The sequence below is a fragment of the Plantactinospora sp. BB1 genome, from assembly GCF_003030385.1.
Classification (GTDB): domain Bacteria; phylum Actinomycetota; class Actinomycetes; order Mycobacteriales; family Micromonosporaceae; genus Plantactinospora.
Genome location: NZ_CP028159.1, coordinates 5972836 through 5996300 on the forward strand (window position 1 = coordinate 5972836; position 23465 = coordinate 5996300).

Annotated in this window: 20 protein-coding genes; 1 reads left to right on the forward strand and 19 read right to left on the reverse strand. The window is 73.4% G+C overall.

Going from position 1 to position 23465, the window contains the following annotated elements; translation table 11 throughout:
- Positions 1-27: 27 nt before the first annotated feature.
- Positions 28-1176, reverse strand: a complete 1149-nt coding sequence (locus C6W10_RS26085; RefSeq protein ID WP_107261347.1) for a histidinol-phosphate transaminase — start codon at positions 1174-1176, stop codon at positions 28-30.
- Entirely contained in the window at positions 1173-2507 is a 1335-nt protein-coding gene (gene hisD / locus C6W10_RS26090; protein WP_107261349.1) for a histidinol dehydrogenase, read from the reverse strand. Before hisD ends, C6W10_RS26085 begins: the two co-directional genes overlap by 4 nt.
- Before the next feature lie 236 nt (positions 2508-2743).
- Between hisD and C6W10_RS26095 the strand changes: the two genes are divergently transcribed.
- The gene (locus tag C6W10_RS26095) at positions 2744-3499 is read left to right on the forward strand and encodes an LON peptidase substrate-binding domain-containing protein (RefSeq protein ID WP_107261351.1); all 756 of its coding nucleotides are present in this window, start codon (positions 2744-2746) and stop codon (positions 3497-3499) included.
- Here the strand turns inward: C6W10_RS26095 and C6W10_RS26100 are convergent.
- From C6W10_RS26100 to murC, 17 genes are all read right to left on the reverse strand, one after another.
- A complete protein-coding gene (locus tag C6W10_RS26100; RefSeq protein WP_107264293.1) occupies positions 3414-4175 on the reverse strand; it encodes a DUF2567 domain-containing protein in 762 nt (253 codons plus the stop codon). The genes C6W10_RS26095 and C6W10_RS26100 overlap by 86 nt on opposite strands.
- Positions 4176-4535: 360 nt before the next feature.
- Entirely contained in the window at positions 4536-8072 is a 3537-nt protein-coding gene (gene dnaE, locus C6W10_RS26105) for a DNA polymerase III subunit alpha (RefSeq protein ID WP_107261353.1), read from the reverse strand.
- A gap of 328 nt (positions 8073-8400) precedes the next feature.
- Positions 8401-10116, reverse strand: coding sequence for a MinD/ParA family protein (locus C6W10_RS26110; RefSeq protein ID WP_369936983.1), 1716 nt, complete (start codon positions 10114-10116; stop codon positions 8401-8403).
- A 134-nt stretch (positions 10117-10250) separates the two neighbouring features.
- Positions 10251-11381 carry a hypothetical protein gene (locus tag C6W10_RS26115; RefSeq protein ID WP_107261357.1) on the reverse strand — a complete coding sequence of 377 codons (1131 nt, stop codon included), beginning with the start codon at positions 11379-11381 and terminating at the stop codon, positions 10251-10253.
- 37 nt (positions 11382-11418) lie between these two features.
- Entirely contained in the window at positions 11419-12297 is an 879-nt protein-coding gene (locus tag C6W10_RS26120) for an RluA family pseudouridine synthase (RefSeq protein ID WP_107264294.1), read from the reverse strand.
- A 77-nt stretch (positions 12298-12374) separates the two neighbouring features.
- Positions 12375-13040 carry a signal peptidase II gene (gene lspA / locus C6W10_RS26125; RefSeq protein WP_107261359.1) on the reverse strand — a complete coding sequence of 222 codons (666 nt, stop codon included), beginning with the start codon at positions 13038-13040 and terminating at the stop codon, positions 12375-12377.
- A gap of 36 nt (positions 13041-13076) precedes the next feature.
- Positions 13077-13496 carry a TraR/DksA C4-type zinc finger protein gene (locus C6W10_RS26130; RefSeq protein WP_107264295.1) on the reverse strand — a complete coding sequence of 140 codons (420 nt, stop codon included), beginning with the start codon at positions 13494-13496 and terminating at the stop codon, positions 13077-13079.
- Positions 13497-13927: 431 nt separating this feature from the next.
- Positions 13928-15430, reverse strand: a complete 1503-nt coding sequence (locus tag C6W10_RS26135) for a potassium/proton antiporter (RefSeq protein ID WP_107264296.1) — start codon at positions 15428-15430, stop codon at positions 13928-13930.
- A 25-nt stretch (positions 15431-15455) separates the two neighbouring features.
- Positions 15456-15761, reverse strand: a complete 306-nt coding sequence (locus tag C6W10_RS26140; protein ID WP_234359059.1) for a DUF167 domain-containing protein — start codon at positions 15759-15761, stop codon at positions 15456-15458.
- 61 nt (positions 15762-15822) lie between these two features.
- Positions 15823-16545: a hypothetical protein gene (locus C6W10_RS26145; protein WP_107261362.1), complete on the reverse strand. Its 723-nt coding sequence runs from the start codon at positions 16543-16545 to the stop codon at positions 15823-15825.
- A 73-nt stretch (positions 16546-16618) separates the two neighbouring features.
- Positions 16619-17428 (reverse strand): DivIVA domain-containing protein, encoded by an 810-nt coding sequence (locus C6W10_RS26150; RefSeq protein ID WP_101367143.1) that lies wholly within the window; start codon positions 17426-17428, stop codon positions 16619-16621.
- 52 nt (positions 17429-17480) lie between these two features.
- Positions 17481-17777 carry a YggT family protein gene (locus C6W10_RS26155; RefSeq protein ID WP_107264297.1) on the reverse strand — a complete coding sequence of 99 codons (297 nt, stop codon included), beginning with the start codon at positions 17775-17777 and terminating at the stop codon, positions 17481-17483.
- A gap of 29 nt (positions 17778-17806) precedes the next feature.
- Positions 17807-18517 carry a cell division protein SepF gene (locus C6W10_RS26160; protein ID WP_107261364.1) on the reverse strand — a complete coding sequence of 237 codons (711 nt, stop codon included), beginning with the start codon at positions 18515-18517 and terminating at the stop codon, positions 17807-17809.
- 193 nt (positions 18518-18710) lie between these two features.
- On the reverse strand, positions 18711-19460 hold the full coding sequence (locus C6W10_RS26165) for a YggS family pyridoxal phosphate-dependent enzyme (RefSeq protein ID WP_107261366.1): 750 nt from the start codon (positions 19458-19460) through the stop codon (positions 18711-18713).
- Positions 19461-19468: 8 nt separating this feature from the next.
- Positions 19469-20566, reverse strand: coding sequence for a cell division protein FtsZ (ftsZ, locus tag C6W10_RS26170; protein WP_107261368.1), 1098 nt, complete (start codon positions 20564-20566; stop codon positions 19469-19471).
- Positions 20567-20857: 291 nt separating this feature from the next.
- Positions 20858-21805: a cell division protein FtsQ/DivIB gene (locus C6W10_RS26175; protein WP_199853751.1), complete on the reverse strand. Its 948-nt coding sequence runs from the start codon at positions 21803-21805 to the stop codon at positions 20858-20860.
- Positions 21802-23316, reverse strand: a complete 1515-nt coding sequence (murC, locus tag C6W10_RS26180) for a UDP-N-acetylmuramate--L-alanine ligase (RefSeq protein WP_107261370.1) — start codon at positions 23314-23316, stop codon at positions 21802-21804. Before murC ends, C6W10_RS26175 begins: the two co-directional genes overlap by 4 nt.
- Between the last annotated feature and the right edge of the window lie 149 nt (positions 23317-23465).

Consider the following 23465-nt stretch of genomic DNA (forward strand, 5'->3'; position numbering starts at 1 on the left):
TCGGCCGACCTGCTGTTCGGTAACGCATCACGCCGTCCCGGAGCCGGTCGGCGCCGCGCCCGAGCCGGCCGGACCCAGGCCGGAGCCGGTCGGTTCGGAGCCGGTCGGCACCGATTCTAGGGCCCGGAAGAAGGCATCGGTCTCCTGCGGCGTGCCGGCGGTGACCCGCAGCCAGCCGGGCAGCCCGACGTCGCGGACGAGTACCCCGTGCTCGAGCAGCGCCCGCCAGGCGACCCGCTGGTCGCCGCCGACGGAGAAGAGCACGAAGTTGGCGTCGCTGTCGGCGACCGTCCGGCCGGCCGCGCGCAGGCCGGCCACGATCCGGTCCCGCTGCTCCTTGATCGCCTCGACGGTGCCGAGCAGCCGGTCGCGGTGGGCCAGGGCGGCCCGGGCGGCGGCCTGGGTGAGCGCCGAGAGGTGGTAGGGCAGCCGGACGAGCTGCACCGCGTCCACCACCGCCGGATCGGCGGCGAGGTAGCCGAGCCGGCCACCGGCGAAGCCGAAGGCCTTGCTCATGGTCCGGGTCACCACCAGCCGGGGGTGGCCGGGCAGCAGGGCCAGCGCGGTCGGGGTGCCGGGGCGGGCGAACTCGGCGTACGCCTCGTCCACCACCACCATCCCGGGCGCCTCGGCCAGCACCGCGTCCAGCACCGCCGGGTCCAGCGCGGTGCCGGTCGGGTTGTTCGGCGAGCAGAGGAAGACCAGATCGGGCCGGTACTCGCGGACCTGCGCGACGGCGTCGGCGGCGGTCAACCCGAAATCGGCGTCCCGCCGGCCGTCCCGCCACGTGGTGCCGGTGCCGGTGGCGAGCAGCGGATGCATCGAGTACGCCGGGGTGAAGCCGAGCGCCGTCCGCCCCGGCCCGCCGAAGACCTGGAGCAGTTGCTGCTGGACCTCGTTGGAGCCGTTCGCCGCCCAGACGTTGGCGGTGCCGAGCCCGTGCCCGAGATAGTCGGCGAGGTCGGCCCGGAGCGCCACCGCGTCCCGGTCGGGATAGCGGTTCAGGTCCCGCAGCTCGGCCGCGACCGCCTTGCCGATCGCCTCCACCACCGGCTCCGGCAGCGGGTACGAGTTCTCGTTGGTGTTCAGCCGCACCGGCACGTCGAGCTGCGGCGCACCGTACGGGCTGCGCCCGCGCAGGTCGTCCCGGATCGGCAGGTCGGCGAGCGAGGTCACGTCGTCGCCCCGTCGGTGCGCTCCGGGAACCGGACCCGCACCGCCTGGCCGTGCGCGGGCAGGTCCTCCACGCCGGCCAGCGTCACCACGTGCGGGGCGGTCTCCCGCAGTGCCGCCTCGTCGTATTCCACGATGTGGATGCCGCGCAGGAAGGACTGCACCGACAGTCCCGAGGAGTGCCGGGCGCAGCCGCCGGTCGGCAGCACGTGGTTGGAGCCGGCGCAGTAGTCGCCGAGCGACACCGGCGCGTACGGGCCGACGAAGATTGCCCCGGCGTTGCGTACCCGCATCGCCCAGGCGCGGGCGTCCCGGGTCTGGATCTCCAGGTGCTCGGCGGCGTAGAGGTCGACCACCCGCAGCCCCGCCTCCAGGTCGTCGACCAGCACCGCACCGCTCTGCGGCCCGCCGAGCGCGGTGCCGATCCGGTCGGCGTGCTTGGCCTCGGGCACCTGCCGGCGCAGCTCCCGGTCGACCGCCTCGACCAGCTCCACCGAGGGCGTGACCAGCACGCTCGCGGCCAGCGGGTCGTGCTCGGCCTGGCTGATCAGGTCGGCCGCCACGTGCACCGGGTCGGCCGTCTCGTCGGCGAGTACGGCGATCTCGGTCGGGCCGGCCTCGGCGTCGATCCCGACCACGCCCCGGAGCAGCCGCTTGGCGGCGGTGACCCAGATGTTGCCCGGTCCGGTGATCATGTCGACCGGCTCGCACCGGGTCTGCCCGTCGGCGTCCGTGTCCGCCCCGTACGCCAGCATGGCGACCGCCTGGGCGCCGCCGACCGCGTACACCTCGTCGACGCCGAGCAGCGCGCACGCGGCCAGCACCCGGGCGTCGGGCAGGCCGCCGTTCTCCTGCTGCGGCGGGCTCGCCACCACCAGCGAGCGGACGCCGGCCGCCTGGGCCGGCACCACGTTCATCACCACGGTCGACGGATACATCGCGAGGCCGCCGGGGACGTAGAGCCCGACCCGGTCGACCGGGACCCAGCGCTCGGTGACGGTGCCGCCCGGCACCACCTCGGTGGTCACGTCGGCCCGCCGCTGGTCGGCGTGCACCCGGCGGGCCCGGTCGATCGCCTCGACCAGCGCGGCCCGGACCTCCGGCTCCAGCGTCGACTCGGCCTCGGTGATCGTCTCGGCCGGCACCCGGAACCGCTCCAGCCGCAGGCCGTCGAGCCGATGGGTGGCGTCCTGGATCGCCGCGAAACCATGCTCGCGGACCGCCTCCACGATCGGGCGGATCTTCTCCACCGCCACGGAGACGTCGAGCTGGGCACGGGGCAGCAGCGGACGTGGATCACGCCAACCGCCGCGCAGGTCGATCCGGTTCAACACCCTTGGCAGTCTATTCGGCACCCACCGATCGGTCCGCGTCCGCCCAGCCGGCGGGACGGTGACCCGGGCCACCCGGCCGGGGACACCGGACACGCCCGGCGCGGCAGCGGCTCCACGCCGGGCGGCGCGACCCGGTACCAGCGGTGCCGGACGGACCGGTCGAGCGGGCCGACCGGCGGCAGGATCTCCCCGGGCGGGGCGGTTCGCCGCCGGTGCCGACGGGCTAGGCTCGGACGGTGGACGCGCGGCTGCCGGTGTTTCCGCTCGGGACGGTGCTCTTTCCCGGCCTGGTCCTGCCGTTGCACATTTTCGAGGCGCGCTATCTCGACCTGATGCGGCACCTGCGCGGCCTGCCGGAGGGCACGCCCCGGGAGTTCGGCGTGGTCGCCATCCGCAGCGGCGGGTCGGCGTCGGTCTCCGCCGGCCCCGAACCGGAGTCCCGGACCGGGCCGGAGTCGCGGCCGGGCCAGCCGGAGCTGACCGACCGGCGCCCGGACGGTTCGCCGGTCACCCTGCACGACGTCGGCTGCACCGCCGAGCTACGGCAGGTCACCGAGCTGCCGGACGGTCGGCTCGACATCGTCACCGTCGGCCGTCGGCGGTTCCGGATCGCCCGCGTCGAGGCGGGCAGCACGCCGTACCTGACCGCCGAGGTGGAGTGGCTGCCCGAGCCGGTCGGGCAGGAGCAGCTCGCCGACCTGCTGGCACCCCGGGTGCTCGCGGTCTTCCGGCGCTATCTCACGCTGGTCCGGGACGATCCGGAGGAGCTTTCCGAGCAGTTGCCGGACGACCCCACCGTGCTGTCGCACCTGGTCGCCGCGACCGCCGCGCTCACCCTCACCGACCGGCAGCGGCTGCTGGCGACGCCGGACACCGCCGGCCGGCTGAGTGCGGAACTCCGGCTGCTCAATCGCGAGGCGGCTCTGCTGCGCCAGGTACGGGCGGTGCCGGTGCCACTGGCGGAGCTGGCGGTACCGGCAAGTCCCAACTGACCGGCCGGGATGCCGGCTCGACCTCGGGCCGGAACACCGGCTCGGCCTCCGGCCGCAGTCCGGGGTAACGGGACCAGCCGGCCAGCAGGGTGTACATCACCGCCGCGCCGAACGCCGGCACCAGCAGGTCCCCGATGGCCGGGACGAACCCGAGCAGCAGGTCGTACTGCCCGCCGTACAGGTCCGGTGGCTTGCTGAACGTCGCCCCGGGCGGGGCGCTGGCCAGCAGCCGCTCGTAGCCGGAGAGGCCGATCTGCCGACCGAGCTGCCAGGCGAGTACGGCGGCGCCGAGCATGCCGAGCACCGTCACCAGCATGCCGACCGGCCCCCGGTGGCGGCGCAGCAGCAGCCACATCGCGATCGCGGCCAGCACGCCCAGGCCGAACCCGAGCACGCTGAACCAGCCGTCGGCGGCGATGAACTCCTCCGGCTGCGGCGCCGCCAGCAGCGCACCGTCCTCGGTCTGCACCACCGGCACACCGGGCGACACGGCCGACCAGAGCAGGCCGAACGGAACTCCCAACAGGATCAGCGCCAGCAGCACGGCGACGTTGGCCGCCGCGCCCCGGAGCAGCCGGCGGGCCGGTTCACTCCCGGCCGGCGGCGCAGCGGTCGGATCCGCCGGGGCCGGCCAGCTGCCGTTCGCGGCGGCCGGATCCGGGCCGGGTCGGGTCAGCGGGTCCGGGGTCGCACCGGCCGGCGTACCCGGGTCGGCCCGGCCCGGCGCGTCCGTGACCGGTCCGCCGGGCGTGCCCGGCGCTGTCCCGGCCGGTTCGCCGTGCGGCGGGCCCGGCGCCGCCGCCGGAGCAGGTGCCGGCGGTACGACGGGACCGCCGTGGTCGCCGTCGCCGAGCGGGCCGTCGGAAGGGGAGGTTGCCGGACTCACGAGATGATCCTCTCAGGCCCGGCCGCCCTCCGGAGGCCCGACCCGGAGTTGCCCGCTCCCACCGCGACGGCCGGCGAGACGTCCCCGCTCGGAGCGCCGGCCGACCAGGCAGCCGGCTCCGGTCGCGGTGCACGAGCACGCCGGCCCCGGTCAGCCCGCGACGGCGCTCGGTCCGAGCAGCGCCTTGAGGTCGGCCATCAGCGCGGTGGTGGGAGCCACCCGGAGCGGGCTGAGCCGCAGCAGGGTGGCCCGGGAGCCGTTGACCAGCTTGACGTGCACCTCGGCCGAGCCGGGATGGCTGGCCAGCACCTCGCGGAGCCGTTCCACCAGCGGCGGCGTGCAGCGGGACGGCGGCAGGGCCAGCACCACCGGCTTGACCTCGTCCGGTGCGGTGATGTCGGGCATCGACAGGTCCATCGCCATCAGCCGGGGCTGGTCGTCGCGGCGGTCGATCCGGCCCTTGACCACCACGATCGCGTCCTCGGCGATGTACTGCCCGACCAGCTCGTAGGTGTTCGGGAAGAAGAGCACCTCGACCGCGCCGCCGAGGTCCTCCAGGGTCGCCGAGGCCCACGCCCGGCCCTGCTTGGTGATCCGGCGCTGCACCCCGGAGAGGATGCCGGCCAGGTTGACCACCTGCCCGTCGGCGACCCCGCCCTCCTCGGCCAGCGCCGAGATGGACATGTCGGCGGCGGCGGCGAGGACGTGCTCGACGCCGAAGAGCGGATGGTCGGAGACGTAGAGGCCGAGCATCTCGCGTTCGAAGGTGAGCAGGTCGGTCTTGTCCCACTCGCCGGTCGGGATCGGCGGGGTCACCACCATGCCGCCGCCCCCGCCGTCGTCCCCGCCGCCGAACGCGTCGCCGAAGAGGTCGTACTGGCCGACCGCCTCGTTGCGCTTGAGCGCGATGAACGAGTCGATCGCGTCGGTGTGTACGGCGAGCAGCCCCTTGCGGGTGTGCCCGAGCGAGTCGAACGCACCCGCCTTGATCAGCGATTCGACGGTCTTCTTGTTGCAGGCCACCGCGTCGACCTTGCGCAGGTAGTCGTAGAAGTCGGTGAAGTTGCCCTTCTCCTTGCGGGACCGGCGGATCGACTCGACCACGTTCGCGCCGACGTTGCGGACGGCGGCCAGCCCGAACCGGATGTCCTGGCCGACGGCGGCGAACCGGGCGTTGGACTCGTTGACGTCCGGCGGCAGCACCTTGATGCCCATCCGCCGGCACTCGGCCAGGTAGACCGCCGACTTGTCCTTGTCGTCGCCGACGGAGGTGAGCAGCGCGCTCATGTACTCCGCCGGATAGTTCGCCTTCAGGTAGGCGGTCCAGTAGGAGACGACGCCGTACGCCGCGCTGTGCGCCTTGTTGAACGCGTAGTCGGAGAACGGGACCAGGATGTCCCAGAGCGTCTTGATCGCCGCGTCGCTGTAGCCGTTGTCCTTCATGCCGGCGGCGAACGGCGCGAACTCCTTGTCGAGGATCTCCTTCTTCTTCTTGCCCATCGCCCGGCGCAGCAGGTCGGCCTTGCCGAGCGAGTAGCCGGCCACCTTCTGGGCGATCGCCATGACCTGCTCCTGGTAGACGATCAGCCCGTAGGTGTCGCCGAGGATCTCCGCGAGGGAGTCGGCGAGTTCGGGGTGGATCGGTACCACCGGCTTGCGGTTGTTCTTGCGGTCGGCGTACTCGTTGTGCGCGTTGGCGCCCATCGGACCGGGCCGGTAGAGCGCGCCGACCGCCGAGATGTCCTCGAAGTTGTCCGGCGCCATCGAGCGCAGCAGCGCCCGCATCGGACCGCCGTCGAACTGGAACACCCCCAGGGTGTCACCCCGACCGAGCAGGGCGTACGTCGCCTTGTCGTCCAGCGGCAGGTCCTCCAGCACCAGGTCCTCGCCCCGGTTCTCCCGGATCGCCTCCAGCGCGTCGTCCATGATGGTCAGGTTGCGCAGGCCCAGGAAGTCCATCTTGAGCAGGCCGATGGTCTCGCAGGCACCCATGTCCCACTGGGTGATGATCGAGCCGTCCTGCTCGCGCTTCTGGATCGGCAGCACGTCGACCAGCGGATCCCGGGACAGGATCACCCCGGCCGCGTGCACCCCCCACTGCCGCTTCAGCCCCTCCAGGCCCTTGGCGGTGTCGACGACCTTGCGTACCTCGCCGTCGCCGTCGTAGAGCTGCCGGAACTCGGCCGCCTCGGGATAGCGCGGGTGGCCCGGGTCGAAGATGCCGCCGAGCGGGATGTCCTTGCCCATCACCGCCGGGGGCATCGCCTTGGTGATCCGGTCGCCCATCGCGAACGGGTACCCGAGGACCCGGGCCGCGTCCTTGATCGCCGCCTTCGCCTTGATCGTGCCGTACGTGATGATCTGGGCGACCCGCTCCTCGCCGTACTTCTCGGTGGCGTAGCGGATCATGTCGCCGCGCCTACGCTCGTCGAAGTCCATGTCGATGTCGGGCATCGAGACACGGTCGGGGTTGAGGAACCGCTCGAAGAGCAGGCCGTGCGCCATCGGGTCCAGCTCGGTGATGCCGAGCGCGTACGCGATCAGGGCGCCCGCCGCCGAACCACGCCCCGGCCCGACCCGGATCCCCTCCCGCTTGGCGTACGCGACCAGGTCGGCGACGACCAGGAAGTAGCCCGGGAAGCCCATCTTGAGGATCACGTCGAGCTCGTATTCGGCCTGCCGCCGACGGTCCTCCGGCACCCCGCCCGGGAAGCGCCGCTCCAGCCCGCGCATCACCTCCTTGCGCAGGAAGGTCTCCTCGGTCTCCCCCGCCGGCACCGGGAACTGCGGCATCAGGTTGCGCGGCGCGAAGAGTTCGGAGTAGTCGCCGATCCGCTCCGCGATCTCCAGCGTGCTGTCGCAGGCCCCCGGCACCTCCGAGTCCCAGAGCGCGCGCATCTCGGCCGGCGACTTCAGGTAGAAGTCCCGGGCGTCGAACTTGAACCGCTTCGGGTCGGCCAGCGTCGAGCCGGACTGCACGCAGAGCAGCACCTCGTGCGCGTCGGCGTCCTTCTCGTAGGTGTAGTGCAGGTCGTTGGTGGCCACCGGCTTCAGGTTGAGCTTCTTGCCCAGCCGGATCAGGTCCTGGCGGATCCGGGTCTCGATGTCGAGCCCGTGATCCATCACCTCCAGGTAGTAGTTCTCCGCCCCGAAGATGTCCCGGAACTCCGCCGCCGACTCGCACGCCTTGTCGAAGTTCCCGATCCGCAGCCAGGTCTGCACCTCGCCCGACGGGCAGCCGGTGGTGGCGATGATCCCCTTGCCGTACTGGTGCAGCAGCTCCCGGTCGGCCCGGGGCTTGAAGTAGTAGCCCTCCAGGCTGGCCCGGGACTGCATCCGGAACAGGTTGCGCAGCCCGTCGGCGTCCCCGGCCAGCATGGTCATGTGGGTGTAGGCGCCGCCGCCGGAGACGTCGTTCTCGCCACCGTCGGCCCAGCGGACCCGGGTCCGCTCCCGCCGGTCGGTCCCCGGGGTGAGGTACATCTCGCTGCCGATGATCGGCTTCACCCCGGCGGCCGTGGCCTGCTTGTGGAAGTCGTACGCGCCGAAGAGGTTGCCGTGGTCGGTCATCGCCAGCGCCGGCATGCCCAGCCGGTTGGTCTCGGCGAACAACTCCTTGAGCCGGGCCGCCCCGTCGAGCATCGAATACTCGGTGTGCACGTGCAGGTGCACGAACGAGTCAGACACCCAGGGCCCCCTTCCCTCACGCGGCTGCCGGCCGGCACGCCGACGACAGCTCGACGGCGGTGGCCGGTCACCCAGCGACGCATCCCCCAACGGCACCACGCAGCGCCTGGCGAGCGCGGGCCGGACGGCACGATCCGTGCCCCGACGGCAGGGCGCGTACCCCGACGCGCGACCGCCGGTCCCCGAGCCTAGTCCCAGGGCGGCGCGGTCTCCAGGCTTGACACCCGCCCGGGCGAGCTGTCCCACATTCCGCCCCCGGGCGTGTCGTCCGACCGGTTCGTCCCGGCCCGAACGGGGCGGTCGCGGCGCCGATGCGGCACGCGCCGGGTCAGCGGGCGAACGGCTCCAGCATCATCGACGCCGCCTGGAGCCAGGCGTCCCGGGTCTCCTGGGCGAGCTGGGCGTACTCGATCGACGAGCCGGTCTCCAGCGCCGGGTCGTACGGCACCACCGCCACCGCGCGGGTCCGGGTGGCGAAGTGCCGCTTCAGGTCGTCGAGCAGCGGCGAGCGGCCCGGCGTCGGGCAGGAGAGCAGGGTGACCGCGTTGTCGGCCAGCTCGCCCATCCCGATGTCGTGCAGCAGGTCGAGCATCCAGTCGGCGGTGAAGGCGGCGTCCTCCCGGGGCACCGTGGTGACCACCAGCTGGTCGGCCGCGCGCAGCACCGTCTGCCAGTTGGAACTCTCCACGTTGTTGCCGGTGTCCACACAGATCACGTCGTGGGTGCGGCGGAGCAGCTCCAGCACCCGCCGGACGGTGTGCTGGTCGAGGCGCTGGGCGAACCGAGGGCTCTCCTCGCCGGCCAGCACGTCGTACGAGCCGTCGGAGGCGTGCCGGAGATAGTCGTCGAGCCGTTCGATCAGCTGGGTACTCGGCAGCGCCTCGATCTCGATCAGGTCGGCGACCAGATGCCGGATCGTCCGGGCGTGCCGGGCGCTGCCGGCCCGCAGGCCGAGGGTGCCGCGCAGTTCGTTGTCGTCCCAGGCGAGCACGCCACGGCCGCGTACGCTGCCCACCGTCGCCGCGCCGAGTACCGTCGCGGTGGTCTTGTGCACGCCGCCCTTCGGGTTGGCGAAGGCGACCACCCGGGGTGAGCCGAGGTCGCGACGCAGCACGTTGCGGGCGCGTTCCACCTCGGGGTCGGCCGACCGCTGCTGCCGGGTCGGGTAGGGGTCGATGGTGGCCCGCCGGGACACCGGGGCGTAGCCGACGTCCACCGCCGGATAGCCGGCGGGCGGCGCCGGTGCCGGGCCGGACGGCGGGACGACCGGTGGGACGACGGGCGGGGCGACGGCCGGCGGCGGAGTCACCGGCGGCGGGGCCAGCGAGTTGCGCGGTGCCGGGACCGACCGGCCGGTGGCGGGCGGCGGCAGCGGCCGCTGCGCCGGGGGCGGGTCGGTGCGCCGGACCGCGGGCGGCGGGCTGGGCAGGGCCGGTCGCGGTGCCGGCACCACCGGCGGCGGAGGCTGGTAGCCGCTGCCGAGCGCCGCGTAGCGGGACTCGCCCGCGAAGTCGGGGCCCGCCGGCTCCGGCCGGTACGGCTCCACCGGCTCGGGGCGGTAACCGGGGTCGGGCCGGTAGCCGCCGGGCGGATAGCCGGGCTCCCGCCGGTCGGTGCCGGGCCGGTAGTCCGGGCCGGGCCGGTAACCCGGCTCGGCGGGATGCCCCGGGCCGGGGCGGTACCCGGGCTCGGCCGGGCGTCCGGGACCGAAGCCGGGATCGGGCCGGTAGCCCTCCTCCAGGGCGGCGTAGCGGGACTCCCCCGGATGACCGGCGCCGCCGTAACCGGGGGCGGCCGGATAACCGGGCCCGGCCGGGTAGCCGGGGGCCGGCGGGCGGGGGTCGGGCTCCGGCCTGCCGGGGTAGCCGTTGCCGGCGTACCGACCGGTGGCCTGACCGCCCTCGGCGGGCGGCTCCGGCCCGCCTCGTTCGTCGAGAACCTGCTGCTCGTCGGTGCGACCGCCGTGCAGGGCCCGGTCGAGCAGCGCCCGCCAACGCGGCGCTGATTCCGCCGGCCGGCCCCAGCCGGTCTCGGTGCCGTCCACGGCTCGCCCTCCCAGCACCATCGGTCCCCGCCCTGACAGGCTACGAAGCAAACCCTATTCGGGCCACCTGTGCCAGCGCACCACCGCCGTCGGCGTGCCCGCCGTCGACCAGACGTCCATCGTGCCGCCCACCGTCACGCCCCGCCGCTCGCCCCGGTGGTGGGCGGGTCGGCCGGCGGCGCCTCGGCCGGCGGCCGGTCCGACGGTATCTCGGCCGACGGCGAACCGGCCGTCGGGTCCGGTTCCGGCGGAAGGTCGTCGACCGGAGAGTCCACGGTGGGTGGCGGCTCCGTCGCACCCGGACCGGCCGGGCCGGCGGTCCCGGTGGCCGGCGGGTCGACGGGCGGATCGGCCGCCGGGCGGGCCGAGGTCGACGGGGCGAGCGGGTCCGCCTCCGGCGCATCCTCGGCGCCCGGGCCACCGGTCCCGTCGGCGTGGGTGGCCGGCAGGCTCGCGTCGGCGGGCGGCCGGGCCACGTCGGCCTGCTCGGGCAGGGGCGGGGTGAAGACGGTACGGTCCAGCCGGCGTACCTCCGGTGCCGGGTCGACGGCCCGTACCTCCGGTCGGGCGGCGATCCGCTCCAGTGCGGCCGGTTCGCCCCGCACCACGGCGGCGTAGACGCACGAGCACCCGGCCCGGTACGCGGTCGCCTCCTCGTCGGCGACCCGGGCGCCGCTGGAGTAGTACCGGCGCAGTTCCCGCTCCCCGGCACCGTCGCCGGTGACCCCGGCGGCCCGCTCCTGGTAGTCCCGGGCCTCCTGCTCCTTGCGGGCCGCGACCTCCGACATCCCGGCGACCACGTCGTCCGGGACGCGCAGCGCCGGGATGCGGACGATCTCGGTCTGGGTGCCGGGGCGCCACAGCCGGGCGAAGACCTCCGAGACACCGATCCCGGTCAGCACCGGGGTCAGCCGGTCCGGCGCCAGGTAGGCCGACATGGTGACCAGGGCGTACGTCGGTTGGGCCGGCTCGGAGGCGCCGGCCGCGACCAGCGACCGCAGCTCTCCCCGGGTCGCCTCCAGATAGCCGGGGATCGACTCGCCCTGCATCACCCCGACCCGGGTCACCTCGCCGACGGTCTGGTCGCCGGCCGGCCGCCGGTCCGCCGCCCAGACCGCGGTGACCAGTACGGCCGCCGAGCAGAGCAGCGCCACCGTGGTCAGCAGGCGGAGCCGGAGCCGGCCGTGCCCGAGCCGGGCCATGCCCCGGGCCAGGGGCGGCAACAGTCGGCTGTCCAACTGTCGCAACAGGTCGCCGAGGCGCACGGACGAACTCCCTCGTCGGGTGATCCCTGCCGGTCGGTCAGTCGCGCAGGATGCGGAGTGCAACTTCCAGGTCGTCAGGGTAGTCGCTGACGAACCGGACCTGCTCGGCCGTCCGGGGGTGCGCGAAGGCCAACTCGCGGGCGTGCAGCCACTGTCGGGTGAGCTTGAGCCGGGCCGCCAGGGTGGGATCGGCGCCGTATGTCAGATCACCGACACAGGGGTGCCGCAGGGTGGAGAGGTGCACCCGGATCTGGTGGGTACGCCCGGTCTCCAGCCGTACGTCGAGCAGGCTCGCCGCCGGGAACGCCTCCAGGGTGTCGTAGTGGGTGATGCTCGGCTTGCCGCCGGCCACCACCGCCCAGCGGTAGTCGTGGCTCGGGTGCCGGTCGATCGGCGCGTCGACGGTGCCGCGCAGCGGGTCGAGGTGACCCTGCACCACCGCGTGGTAGCGCTTCTCCACCTCGCGGGCCTTGAACGCCCGCTTCAGCAGGCTGTACGCCTGCTCGCTCTTGGCCACCACCATCACCCCGGTGGTGCCGACGTCCAGCCGGTGCACGACGCCCTGCCGCTCGGCCGCGCCGCTGGTCGCGATGGTGTGCCCGAGCGCGGCCAGCCCGCCGATCACCGTCGGGCCGGTCCAGCCGGGGCTCGGGTGCGCCGCCACCCCGACCGGCTTGTCGACCACCACGATGTCGTCGTCGGCGTAGACGACCCGGAGTCCGGGCACCGTCTCGGGGATGACGGTCGGCGCGACGGGTGGCGCGGGGAGCACCACCTCCAGCCAGGAGCCGGCCGAGACCCGGTCGGACTTGGGCCGGGCGGCACCGTCGACGAGGGCGTCGCCGGCCTCGACCAGGGCCGCCGCCACGGTGCGGGAGAGGCCGAAGAGCCGGGAGACCGCCTGGTCCAGCCGCATGCCGTCCAGGCCGTCGGGTACCGGCAGGGAGCGGCGGTCGCCGGCGGGCCGCAGCGGGCCGGCGTCGGAGATGGAGGTCACGACTGGTCCCGTCGCTCGGTCTCGGACTCGGACTCGGTGTCGGTGTCGGCGCCCTTGGGCCGGGAGCGCAGCCGGGTGCCGTCCCGCTGCCGACCGGTCAGTTCCAGCAGTACCGCCAGGACGACGCCGCTGACCAGGGCGCTGTCCGCCAGGTTGAAGATCGGCCAGACCCGACCGTACGGGTCGAAGAGGCTGACCATGTCGACCACGTGTCCGACGAAGACGCCGGGGGCCCGGAAGATCCGGTCGGTCAGGTTGCCGAGCGCGCCGCCGAGGACCAGGCCGAGCGAGATCGCCCAGGGCAGCGAGCGGAGCCGGACCGCCATCCAGCCGATCCAGCCGATCACCCCGGCGGTGACCAGCGGGAAGACCCAGGTGTGGTCGGAGGCGAGGCTGAACGCCGCCCCGCTGTTGCGGGTCAGGGTGAGGTAGACCGCGCCGCCGAGCAGGCGTACCGGGTCACGGTCGGTCAGGGCCTCCAGGGCGAGGTGCTTCGTGCCGAGATCGGCGAGCCAGGCCAGTACGGCGGTGGCCAGCAGTACCGTGACGGCCACCCGCCGGGCCCGCCCCGGTGCGGGCGCCTCCGACCCGGACCCGGTCGCCCGGGTCTGCGCGGTCGGCTCGTCGTCGGTGGTCGTCCGCTCGTCGTCGATGTTCAGCAGGAGTCCCTTTCCGTCAGCTTCACCGCCCGGTGGGGCTCACCGGCGCTCCTCCAACTGCTTGCACGAGACGCACAGCGTGGCGGAGGGGAACGCGGCGAGCCGCTCCACCGGGATCGGGTTGCCGCACCGCTCGCACCAGCCGTAGCTGCCCTCGTCAAGCCGCTCCAGGGCCCGCTCCACCTGTGTGATGCGTTCCAGGATGCTGTTGGCGAGGGAGATCTCCTGCTCCCGCTCGAACGTCTTGGTGCCGGTGTCGGCCTGGTCGTCCCCGGCCGAGTCGGTCAACCGGTCGCGCTGCAGCTCGGTGATCTCGCTCAGCGTCTGATCGTACTCGGCACGGAGTTCGTCCCGGCGGGCCGCCAGCGCGGCACGGATCTTCTCGGTCTCCGCGGCGGTGCGCGACGTCTTCGGGGCCGACTTGCGCCCGGCGGTCCTGGTCTCTGCTGGCTTAGCCATCGTCGCTCCCTCGGCCGCGGACTCCGCGGCGATCGGCCGTGCCTGGACAGGAACCTCCGACGCTCCCGTGACGGTCCGGCGGGTCCTGCGCGGTCCGGTCGCTACGGCGGGCGCGACCGGTGGGGTGCTGCCGGCGGGCTCCACCGCCGCCGGGTCCCGGAGGCGCCGGACGTCGACGCCGCGCGGCGGTGCGGGGCTGCCGGGCCGGGTCCGGCGCGGGCGACAAACCGAACTTTCCGGTTGTCTCGCCTCCGACCCTCGCCCGTCCGACCACGACGTCCCCCATTGCAAAAACGGGCGCGCGGCGGGACGCCGCGCACTCCGGAGGTTGGCAAGAATACGGAACGTACAGACGTCCGACAACATGCCGCACCGATGTTACCGATTTCAACCCGTAATAATCCGCAAACCGGGCAAAGGGAACAATAACACTATTTGCCGCGATCGTCGCCGGACTCCCCAAACCACCGGGCCAGTCGACCGCGCCGGTTCACCGCCCGGAGCCGGCGCTCCACCTCGTCCCGGACCCGGGCGGTCGCCACGATCAACAAGCTGTCCCCGACCTTCAGCCGGGTGTCCGGCCCGGGCACGAACCCGACCCCGTCCCGGGAGACCAGGGTGACCGAGGCACCCACCGGCAACCGCAGCTCGTCCAGGTGCACGCCGACCAGCCGCGAGCCCGGCGGGATCTCCAACTGCAACAGGTCCGCCTGCATCCGCTCCAGTGGAGCGGTCTCCACCCGCAGCTCGGTCAGCTCGGCCGGGGCGATGATCCCCAACCGGCGAGCCACCGGCGCGAGGGTGCCGGCCTGCACCAGAGTGAAGATCACCACGAGTACGAAGACGGTGTCGAAGAGCAGGTCGGCACCGGGCAGCCCCTCGGAGAGCGGGATGGTGGCGAGCACGATCGGCACCGCCCCGCGCAACCCGGCCCAGGACAGGTACGCCTGCTCCCGCAGCCCCACCCGGAACCCGGCCACGCTGACCAGTACCGACAGCGGCCGGGCCAGGAAGGTCAGGGCCAGCCCGGTCACCACGGCCGGCCAGAGCGCGTCCTCCAGCCGGCCCGGCGAACTGAGCAGGCCGAGCAGCACGAAGAGGCCGATCTGGGCCAGCCAGGCCAGCCCGTCGGCGAAGCCGAGGATCGCCTGCCGGTGCGGCAACCGCGAATTGCCCAGCACCACCCCGGCGACGTAGACCGCGATGAAGCCGGAGGCGTGCAACACGGTCGCCACCCCGTACGCCAGCACGGTGAGGCCGACCGCGGCGATCGGATAGAGCCCGGAGGAGGGCAGGGCGGCCCGGCGCAACGTCCAGCGCCCGAGCATTCCCACCCCGAAGCCGAGTACGGCGCCGACGGCGAGCTCGTAGCAGACCAGCAGCACCTCGTACCACCAGACGTGCCCGGCCAGCGACGAGGTGGAGAGGAGCACCACCAGCAGTACCACCGGGGCGTCGTTCATCCCCGACTCGGCCTCCAGGGTGGCCACCAGCCGACGGGGCAGCCGCAGCCAGCGCAGCGTGGCGAAGACCGCCGCCGCGTCGGTGGAGGAGAGCACCGCCCCGTAGAGCAGTGCGAGCCGCCAGTCCAGCCCGAGCAGGGCGTGCACCACCACCCCGACCACCCCGATGCTGACCACCACGCCGACGGTGGCCAGCGTGACGGAGATGCCGAGCACCGGTCGCAGGGTGCTCCACCGGGCGGTCAGGCCACCCTCGGCGATGATCACGATCAGCGCGCAGAAGCCGAGTGCCCGGGTCAGCTCGGCGTCGTCGAACCGGATGCCGAGGCCGGACTCGCCGATCGCCACCCCGATGGCGAGATAGACCAGCAGGCTCGGCACGCCGAGCCGGGTCGAGAGCCGGACCGCGCCGACGGCGACGAGCAGTACCGCCGCGCCGATCAGCAGGGCGACGTCGAGCCGATCGGTCACGGCCGCCACGCACGCGGCCGGGGCCTCACCGTGCCGGTCCGTCGCGCAGTTGGCGCAGCCGCGCGTCGAGGTCGGGATCGGCCCCGTCGACCAGGAAGAGCTTGTCGCGGCTGGCCGCGCCGGTACGCAGGCGCACCGCCGCCGGCCGCAGCCGGAGCGCCTCGGCGAGCGCCCGCCGGGCCGCCTCGGTGGCCCGGCCGTCGGCCGCCGGTGGATGTACCGCGATCACCAGCGCGGGTCCGTACGGGCCGTCGAACCGGCCGCCGACCCGGGCCCGGGACGCCCCGGGCTTGACCCGGACCGCGACGGTCAGCACCGCCGGCCCGGTCACCGCCTCGACACCGGAACCCTCCGCGCCGCGGGCACGCGACGGCCGCGCCGGCGCCCCACCGTCAGGCCCGGGGCGCATCGGTGAGCAGGGCCGTGGCCGGCTCGCAATGCCCGCACGGGGTGAAGCCGAGCTCCACCGCCTCGCTCACCGGAAGCGGTTCGCTCTCCCGACCGGCGAGGTGTGCACAGTCGGCGAGGTGGTAGCGCGGCCGGCCGTCGACCACGTACACGTCGTCGAGCAGGGCGGCGACCAGCGCGGCGTCGGCCTCGGAGACCGGCTGGGGTGCCGGCTCGTCCGCCGGGACGTCGTCGTCCGGCTCGCCCTGCCCGACCGGGCCCGCCACGGTCGGCTCCGACGCGCCGGCCGGTTGCCGCCAGCCGGTGTCGTCGTCGGCGCCGGCCCGGGTGGCCTGGGCCGGAACCGTGGCCTCCACCGGCTCGGTCAGCACCGAACCGCTCTCGGCGAACGGGTCGGTCGCGTCGCTGCCGGGGAGGCGTGGATCGTGCGGTGCCATCCGGGTGCTGGTCGGTGGCCGGCGACGGCGCGGTTCGTCCCCGTCGCCGCCGCCACGCGCGGCCAGCCCGTCGTCATCGGGCCCGTCCGGGGCGAAGCCGCTGGCCACGCCCCGCTCCCCGGCCGCCTGCCGGGCGCCGACCACCAGCGCGACGGCGGCCAGCAGGCTGACCGCGATCGAGCTGATCAGCAGCCCGCTCGACCCGCTCGCCAGGCCGAGCACGAGCAGCGCGACGGCGGCGAGGATGAGCACCAGACTGCCGACTATCACGGCTCACCCCCGACGCATCGGTTCCGGTTGTCGTACGGCGTCCTGACGTACCACGCTGGTCCCCGTCGGGGGATCAGCGCCCGGTCTCGAGTGCGCCGGAGCGCCCGCTCCCGCCGTACGAGTTCGCCAGGCCCGCGGTGGCGAGGCCGGGGGTGCTGCCGCCGGACCGATTGCCGTCGGTCCGGGTCATCTCCACCTCAAGGCCCTGGCCACGCCCGTCGAGGTCCCGCAACTGGCTCTCCAGGTACGCCTTGAGCCGGGTGCGGTACTCGCGCTCGAACTGCTTGAGCTCCTCGATGTGCTTCTGCAAGGCGGTGCGCTTGGCGTCCAGCCCACCCATCGCCTCCTGGTGCCGCTGGCGGGCGTCCCGCTCCAGCGCGTCGGCCTTGGCCCGGGCCTCACGGGTGACCTCCTCGGCCTTGGTGCGGGCCTCGGAGAGGAGCTGGTCCGCCTCGCGGCGCGCGTCGGAGACGTGGTCGTCCGCCGTGCGCTGCGCCATCATCAGCACCCGGAGCGCCTGCTGCTCCCCGTCGCCGCCGCCGACCGCCGGGCCGCCCTGGGCCCGGACCTGCTCCAGCTCGGCCTGCATCGCCCGGGCGGCCTGCTCGGCCGCGGCCTTGTCTCGCTGCACCCGGTCGAGCTGGGCCTTGACGTCGTTGAGCTCGGCGGCCAGCCGTGGGTCGGGGCCCGGGCCGGCTGGTGCGCCGCCACGGCCACCGCGCTCCACCTGGGCGCGCAGCTCGTTGTTCTCCTCAATCAGACGGGCGAGCTCACGCTCGACCTCGTCCAGAAACGCGTCGACTTCCTCCTCGTCATACCCCCGCTTGCCGATAGGCGGCTTCTTGAAGGCGACGTTGTGCACGTCGGCCGGGGTCAGCGGCATCGAAACTCCTCGGGTCAGTTGCGGCCGCGCGGCACGCCGGTCACCAGGTTGTTCAACTGAAGATCAACGGCCTTAACACGAACTCCATCAGCACGAACAGGATAACCAGGAGCACAAGGGAGGCCAGGTCGATGCTCACGGTACCAATTCGCAATGGAGGGATCACACGCCTCAACGCCTTGAGAGGCGGATCAGTGACGCTCCACACCGACTCCATTCCTGCCGACGCCCCCCGGCTCGGCTGCCAGCGGCGACCGTACTGGAGGACGGCACTTAGGACAAACCGGGCCAAAAGCACCAGGAGGAAGACGTAGAGAATCAGGTAGAGGACCTGAAACAGGATGGGCAGAAACACGGCAGGCGGATCCCTCGGTCGGGCTAGCTCAGGCTGAAAAACCCACCCTCAGCGATCTTGGCCTTGTCCTCCGCGGTGACCTGGACGTTAGCCGGTGAGAGTAGGAACACCCGGTTGGTCACGCGCTCGATCGTACCGCGCAGTCCGAACGCCAGACCGGCGGCGAAATCGACCAATCGGCGGGCATCGGCCTCGTCCATCTCGGTGAGGTTGATGATCACCGGGACGCCGTCCCGGAAGTGCTCGCCGATGGTGCGACCCTCGCGATAGGTGGTGACGTGCAGCGTCGTGATCTGGTAGCGCTGCTCCGGCTGCTCCACCGGCACGGGCCGCTCCCGCACCTGGGCCTGCGGGGCGAGCGCGAGATTGTCCCGGGTCTGGTACGTCAACGCGCTGGACGGCTCGGTGCCGCTCGGCCGGCTGATCGACCGCACGCTCGATCGCTCCCCGCGCTCGGTCCGCTCCGGACGGTCACCGTCGACGCGGTCACGGTCGTGCTCGACGGAGCGGCCGACGTTGCGCTCGGCGAGCCGGGTCCGCTCACCGGCCCGGGGCCGGGGCGGCGGCGCCTCGTCCTGCTCCTCGTCCTCGTCGGCGAACTCGTCGGCGTACCGGCTCTGCCGGTAACGCGACTCGCGGTAGCCACTCTTCTCGTAGCCACCGTCGTCGTAGGCCCGCTCGTCGTCCTCCTCGACGAGCCCGAGCCAGACCCCCGCCTTGCGCAGTGCACCCATCCCGCGCCCCTCCGTCCGCCGTGCGACACACACCCCCCGTGCCGTGCCCCTGTCACGCGCGTGAACACTGCAGTGCCCACCGGCCCGAGACGGCAACCCCTGGCACGACCGTGAAACCGGTCTCACCCCGACCCCCGCCAGTGGGGATGTCGCCTCAAACAACACTGATGTAGTTTGGTGTCCGGTTATCAGGCTACCGCAGCGTGCTACGCATTCCGAGCAACGCGCTGCCGATCCGCACATGTGTCGCGCCGTGCGCGATCGCCGCCTCCAGGTCACCACTCATCCCGGCCGAGACCGCGACCGCCTCCGGATATCCGGCCCGCAGCCTGGCGGCGACCTCGGCCAACCTGGCGAAGGCCGGCTCCGGATCCGCACCGAGCGGGGCCACCGCCATCACCCCGGCCAGCCGCAGCCGGTCCGACCCGGCCACCGCCGCCGCGACCTGGTCGACTCCGCGGTCCGGGTCGTCACCGCCGACCAGCGCACCGCCCCGGTCGGCGGCACCGTCCAGGTTGACCTGCACCAGCACCTCCAGCGGGTGCTCCCGGTGCCGCGCCGCCGCGTCGGCGAGGGCGCCGGCCAGCCGTACGCTGTCCACCGAGTGCACCAGGTCGGCGTACCGGACGACGGAGCGGGCCTTGTTGCGCTGGAGCTGCCCGACGAAGTGCCACCGCACCCGGGCACCGGTCGCCGCCACCTCGGCCGCCTTCGGTGCCGCCTCCTGGTCGCGGTTCTCCCCCACGTCACGCACGCCGAGCCCGGCCAGCAGCGCCACGTCGGAGGCCGGATAGGTCTTGGTCACCGCGACCATGGTGACGTTGGCCGGATCCCGCCCCGCCGACGAGCAGGCGGCGTCGATCCGGGAGCGTACCCGGGCCAGGTTGGCCGCGAGTTCTGCCCGGCGCTCGTCGTCCGGCGCCGGGAGGGGTGGTTCGGTCATCTGGCGGCTCAGGAACCGTTCTTGAGGAAGTCCGGCACGTCCACGTCGTCGAAGAGCACCCGACGCGGGGCCTGCACCGGCGGCGGAGGGGGCGGCGAGACCGGCGCGACGGCCGGCGGGCTGACCTTGCGGGCCTGCTCCACCGGCTTGTACGCCGGAGTGCCACCGTCGAAGCCGGCCGCGATCACGGTGACCCGGACCTCGTCGCCGAGGGCGTCGTCGATCACGGCACCGAAGATGATGTTCGCGTCCGGGTGTGCGGCGTCGGTGACCAGTTGCGCCGCGTCGTTGATCTCGAAGAGACCGAGGTCGGAGCCGCCCGCGATGGAGAGCAGCACGCCCCGGGCACCGTCCATGCTCTGCTCCAGCAGCGGGCTGGAGATGGCCGCCTCGGCCGCCTCCACCGCCCGGTTGTCGCCCCGGGCGCTGCCGATGCCCATCAGCGCGCTGCCGGCGCCGCTCATCACGCTCTTGACGTCGGCGAAGTCCAGGTTGATCAGACCCGGCGTGGTGATCAGGTCGGTGATCCCCTGCACACCGGAGAGCAGCACCTGGTCGGCCTGCCGGAACGCGTCCATCATGCTGATGCCGCGGTCGCCGAGGGCGAGCAGCCGGTCGTTCGGGATGACGATCAGGGTGTCGCACTGGTTGCGCAGCTCGTCGATGCCGGCCTCGGCCTGCACCTGCCGGCGCTTGCCCTCGAACGAGAACGGCCGGGTGACCACACCGATGGTGAGCGCGCCGAGCTTGCGGGCGATGTTCGCCACCACGGGCGCGCCGCCGGTACCCGTGCCGCCGCCCTCACCGCAGGTCACGAAGACCATGTCCGCGCCCTTGAGCACCTCCTCGATCTCGTCGCGGTGGTCCTCGGCGGCGTTCTTGCCGACGTCCGGGTTGGCGCCGGCACCCAGCCCCCGGGTCAGTTCCCGGCCGACGTCGAGCTTGACGTCGGCGTCACTCATCAGCAGGGCCTGTGCATCGGTGTTGATCGCGATGAACTCGACGCCCTTGAGCCCGACCTCGATCATCCGGTTGACGGCGTTGACGCCGCCGCCGCCGATGCCGACGACCTTGATGACCGCCAGGTAGTTGTGCGGAGGTGTCATCGCCGGTCCTTTCCTTCGATCTCGGCGGCCGCTACCCCGCCCGGCGATCCGGCCGGAGCGAGGCCGACAACCATTCGGTACGAGGATGCGAAGGGTAACCCTCACCCTCTACTAGAGGCTTACAGTTATGTCAACCATTGATCCTCTCGGGGCAACGTATGCGTACGCGCGGCCGAACCCAAGGACCTGCGCGGCGTGTCGGCACGCCCGCCGACAAACGTCACCGGCGAGCGACCGACCGGCGTGTCGACGCGACCGACCGGCGGAGCGGACCGCAGGGCCCACCAACGGTCAGCGGATGGTCACCACGTCCGGCGTGCGTACGTCGATGGTCTCCCCCTCGCGGGCCAGCAACGACGTCGCCACCTGAGCCTTCGCGTCGCTGCGCGAGGCGTCGCCCCAGAGCACCGTACGGCCGCCGCGCAGCTTCACGGTGATCCGGGCCGGACCCTCCACCACCAGCTCGACGAGGCGCTCCCGCAGCTCCGGGGTCAGGTTGGCCAGCACGGTCAACGCCCCCTCGGTGGCGGTGTCGTCGGGGCCGGGCGTGCGGAGCCGGGCCAGCGGCAGCCCCGCCGGCCGGTCCGACCGGGTCTGGAAGACCACCCCGGCGGCGTCGATGACGAGGAAGCGCCGGTTCTGCGGCACCACCGCGACCGGGGTGCGCTCCACCACCTCCACCCGCAGGGTGTTCGGCCACTGCCGGGAGACCGTCACCCGGGCCACCGGCGGCAGCTCGGCGACCCTGGCCCGGACCCCGTCGAGGTCGACCCGGGCCAGCGGAACGCCCTCGGTCACCGAGGCCGCCTGGCGTACCTGGTCGTCGGTGACCAGCGTGGTGCCGACGACCCGCAGGGTACGGAAGCCGAGGAGCGGGGTGGCGTACACGATCGCGGCACCGGCCAGGCTGAGCACCAGCACTCCGGCGAGCACCGTCCACGGCAGCGCGGCCCGTACCCGCCGCTGCCGCGCCCGGCGGGTGAACCGGCGTACCGACGGAGGCACCGCGTCGGTGCCGGCCCGGACCAGCCGCCAGCCCCGGTCGGCGCCACGACCCGTACCCGACCGGCCGGCCGGCGGACGACCCGCGCCGGACCGGGCACCGCCGACGGCCGGACCACCCCGGACCGAACGGCCCGCGCCACGCCCACCGGCTCCCCGGCCACCCTGCCCGGGACCGCCGGCGCGACCACCCGGAGCCGGACCGCCGGAGCGGCCCCGGGACGTGCCCGGGCTCATCCGGCGTCGCTGGCTGCCCCGGCGCCGCGCGGGGTCGCCCCCGCCGCCTGCTCGGCGGCGCCCGCCGTCGCGGCCGGCCGGCCGGTCGCAGCGCCGCCGCCGGCCAGCGCGTCGAGCAGCTCGTCGCCCATCAGCGAGATCGGCGGCGCACCCATGGTCACCACCACGTCACCCCGGCGGGCCCGCCGGGCCACCTCGGCCGGTACATCCTCCCAGGAGGGAAGGAAGATCTTCCGCTCGGCCGGCAGGTCGATCGCGTCGGTCAGCGCCGCCCCGCCCTCACCGGGCGCCCGCACCTCACCCGGGCCGAAGACCTCCAGCATCACCACCTCGTCGGCGATGGCGAGCGCGGTGGCCATCTCGGCCTGGAGGTCCCGGGTGCGGTAGACCCGGTACGGCTGGAAGACGACGATCAACCGGCCGTCGCCGGCCACCTCGCGCAGGGTTCTCAGCGCGGCGGTCATCGAGGTCGGGTGGTAGGCGTACTCGTCGTAGACCTGGACGCCGGCCACCACCCCCTTGCGCTCGAACCGGCGGCGTACCCCGGGGAAGGAGGCCAGCGTCGAGGTCACGGAATCCATCGGCAGGCCGAGCTTGCAGGCGGTGAGCACCGCCGAGGCGCTGTTCAGCCCGATGTGCGCGCCGGGCACCGGCAGCCGGACCTCGCCCAGCGACTCGCCGTGCAGCGCGGCGAGATAGCGTACGCCGCCGGCCGAGGAGACCACGTCGGTCAGCCGCAGGTCGGCGTCGGCGGCCGTACCGTAGGTGTAGACGGTCCGGCCCTCGTCGCGCAGCCGCTCGGCCATCCGCCGGGTGCCCGGGTCGTCCGCACAGGTCACCACGAACCCGTCCGGGTCGGTCAGCCGGGCGAAGTCGGCGAACGCCTCCTCCAGGCCGGCGTAGTCGCCGTACGTGTTGAGGTGGTCCTCGTCGATGTTGGTGACGATCGAGACGTACGGCCGGTAGAGCAGGAAGGAGCGGTCGCTCTCGTCCGCCTCGGCGACGAAGTACTCCCCGCTGCCGTGGTGGGCGTTCGAGCCCACCTCGGAGATCTCGCCACCGATCACGAACGACGGGTCCTGGCCGGCGTGCTGGAGGATCAGCGTCACCATCGAGGTGGTGGTGGTCTTGCCGTGCGTGCCGGCGACCGCGATCGTGCGCCGGCCGGTCATCGCGGCGGCCAGCGCCTCCGACCGGTGCAGCACCCGCAGCCCGCGCTCCCGGGCGGCGACCAGCTCCAGGTGGTCCTGCGGGATGGCGGTCGAGTAGACCACGGTGTCGACGCCGTCCAGGTTGGTCGGCGCGTGACTCATGTGGATGGTGCCGCCCAGCGCCCGCAGCCCGGCCAGCGCCGGCCACTCCCGCAACTCACTGCCGGAGACCTGGAGGCCCCGGGTGAGCAGCAGTCGGGCCAGCCCGCTCATGCCGACCCCGCCGACCCCGATCAGGTGGATCCGGCCCAGGTCTTCGGCGGCCAGCGTGCCGACCGGGCTGAACTGCGCGGTGTTCATGACACCAGCCTTCCACTCGGAATCCGTCCGGTCACCGGCTTGCCCACACTCACCACAGGTACGCCCACCATCATCGGGCCGCTCTTCGTTCGCGACTGCGGGGCTCGCAAACCCGGCTCACTCCTCGCGCTCACGGGTTTTCCGTTCGT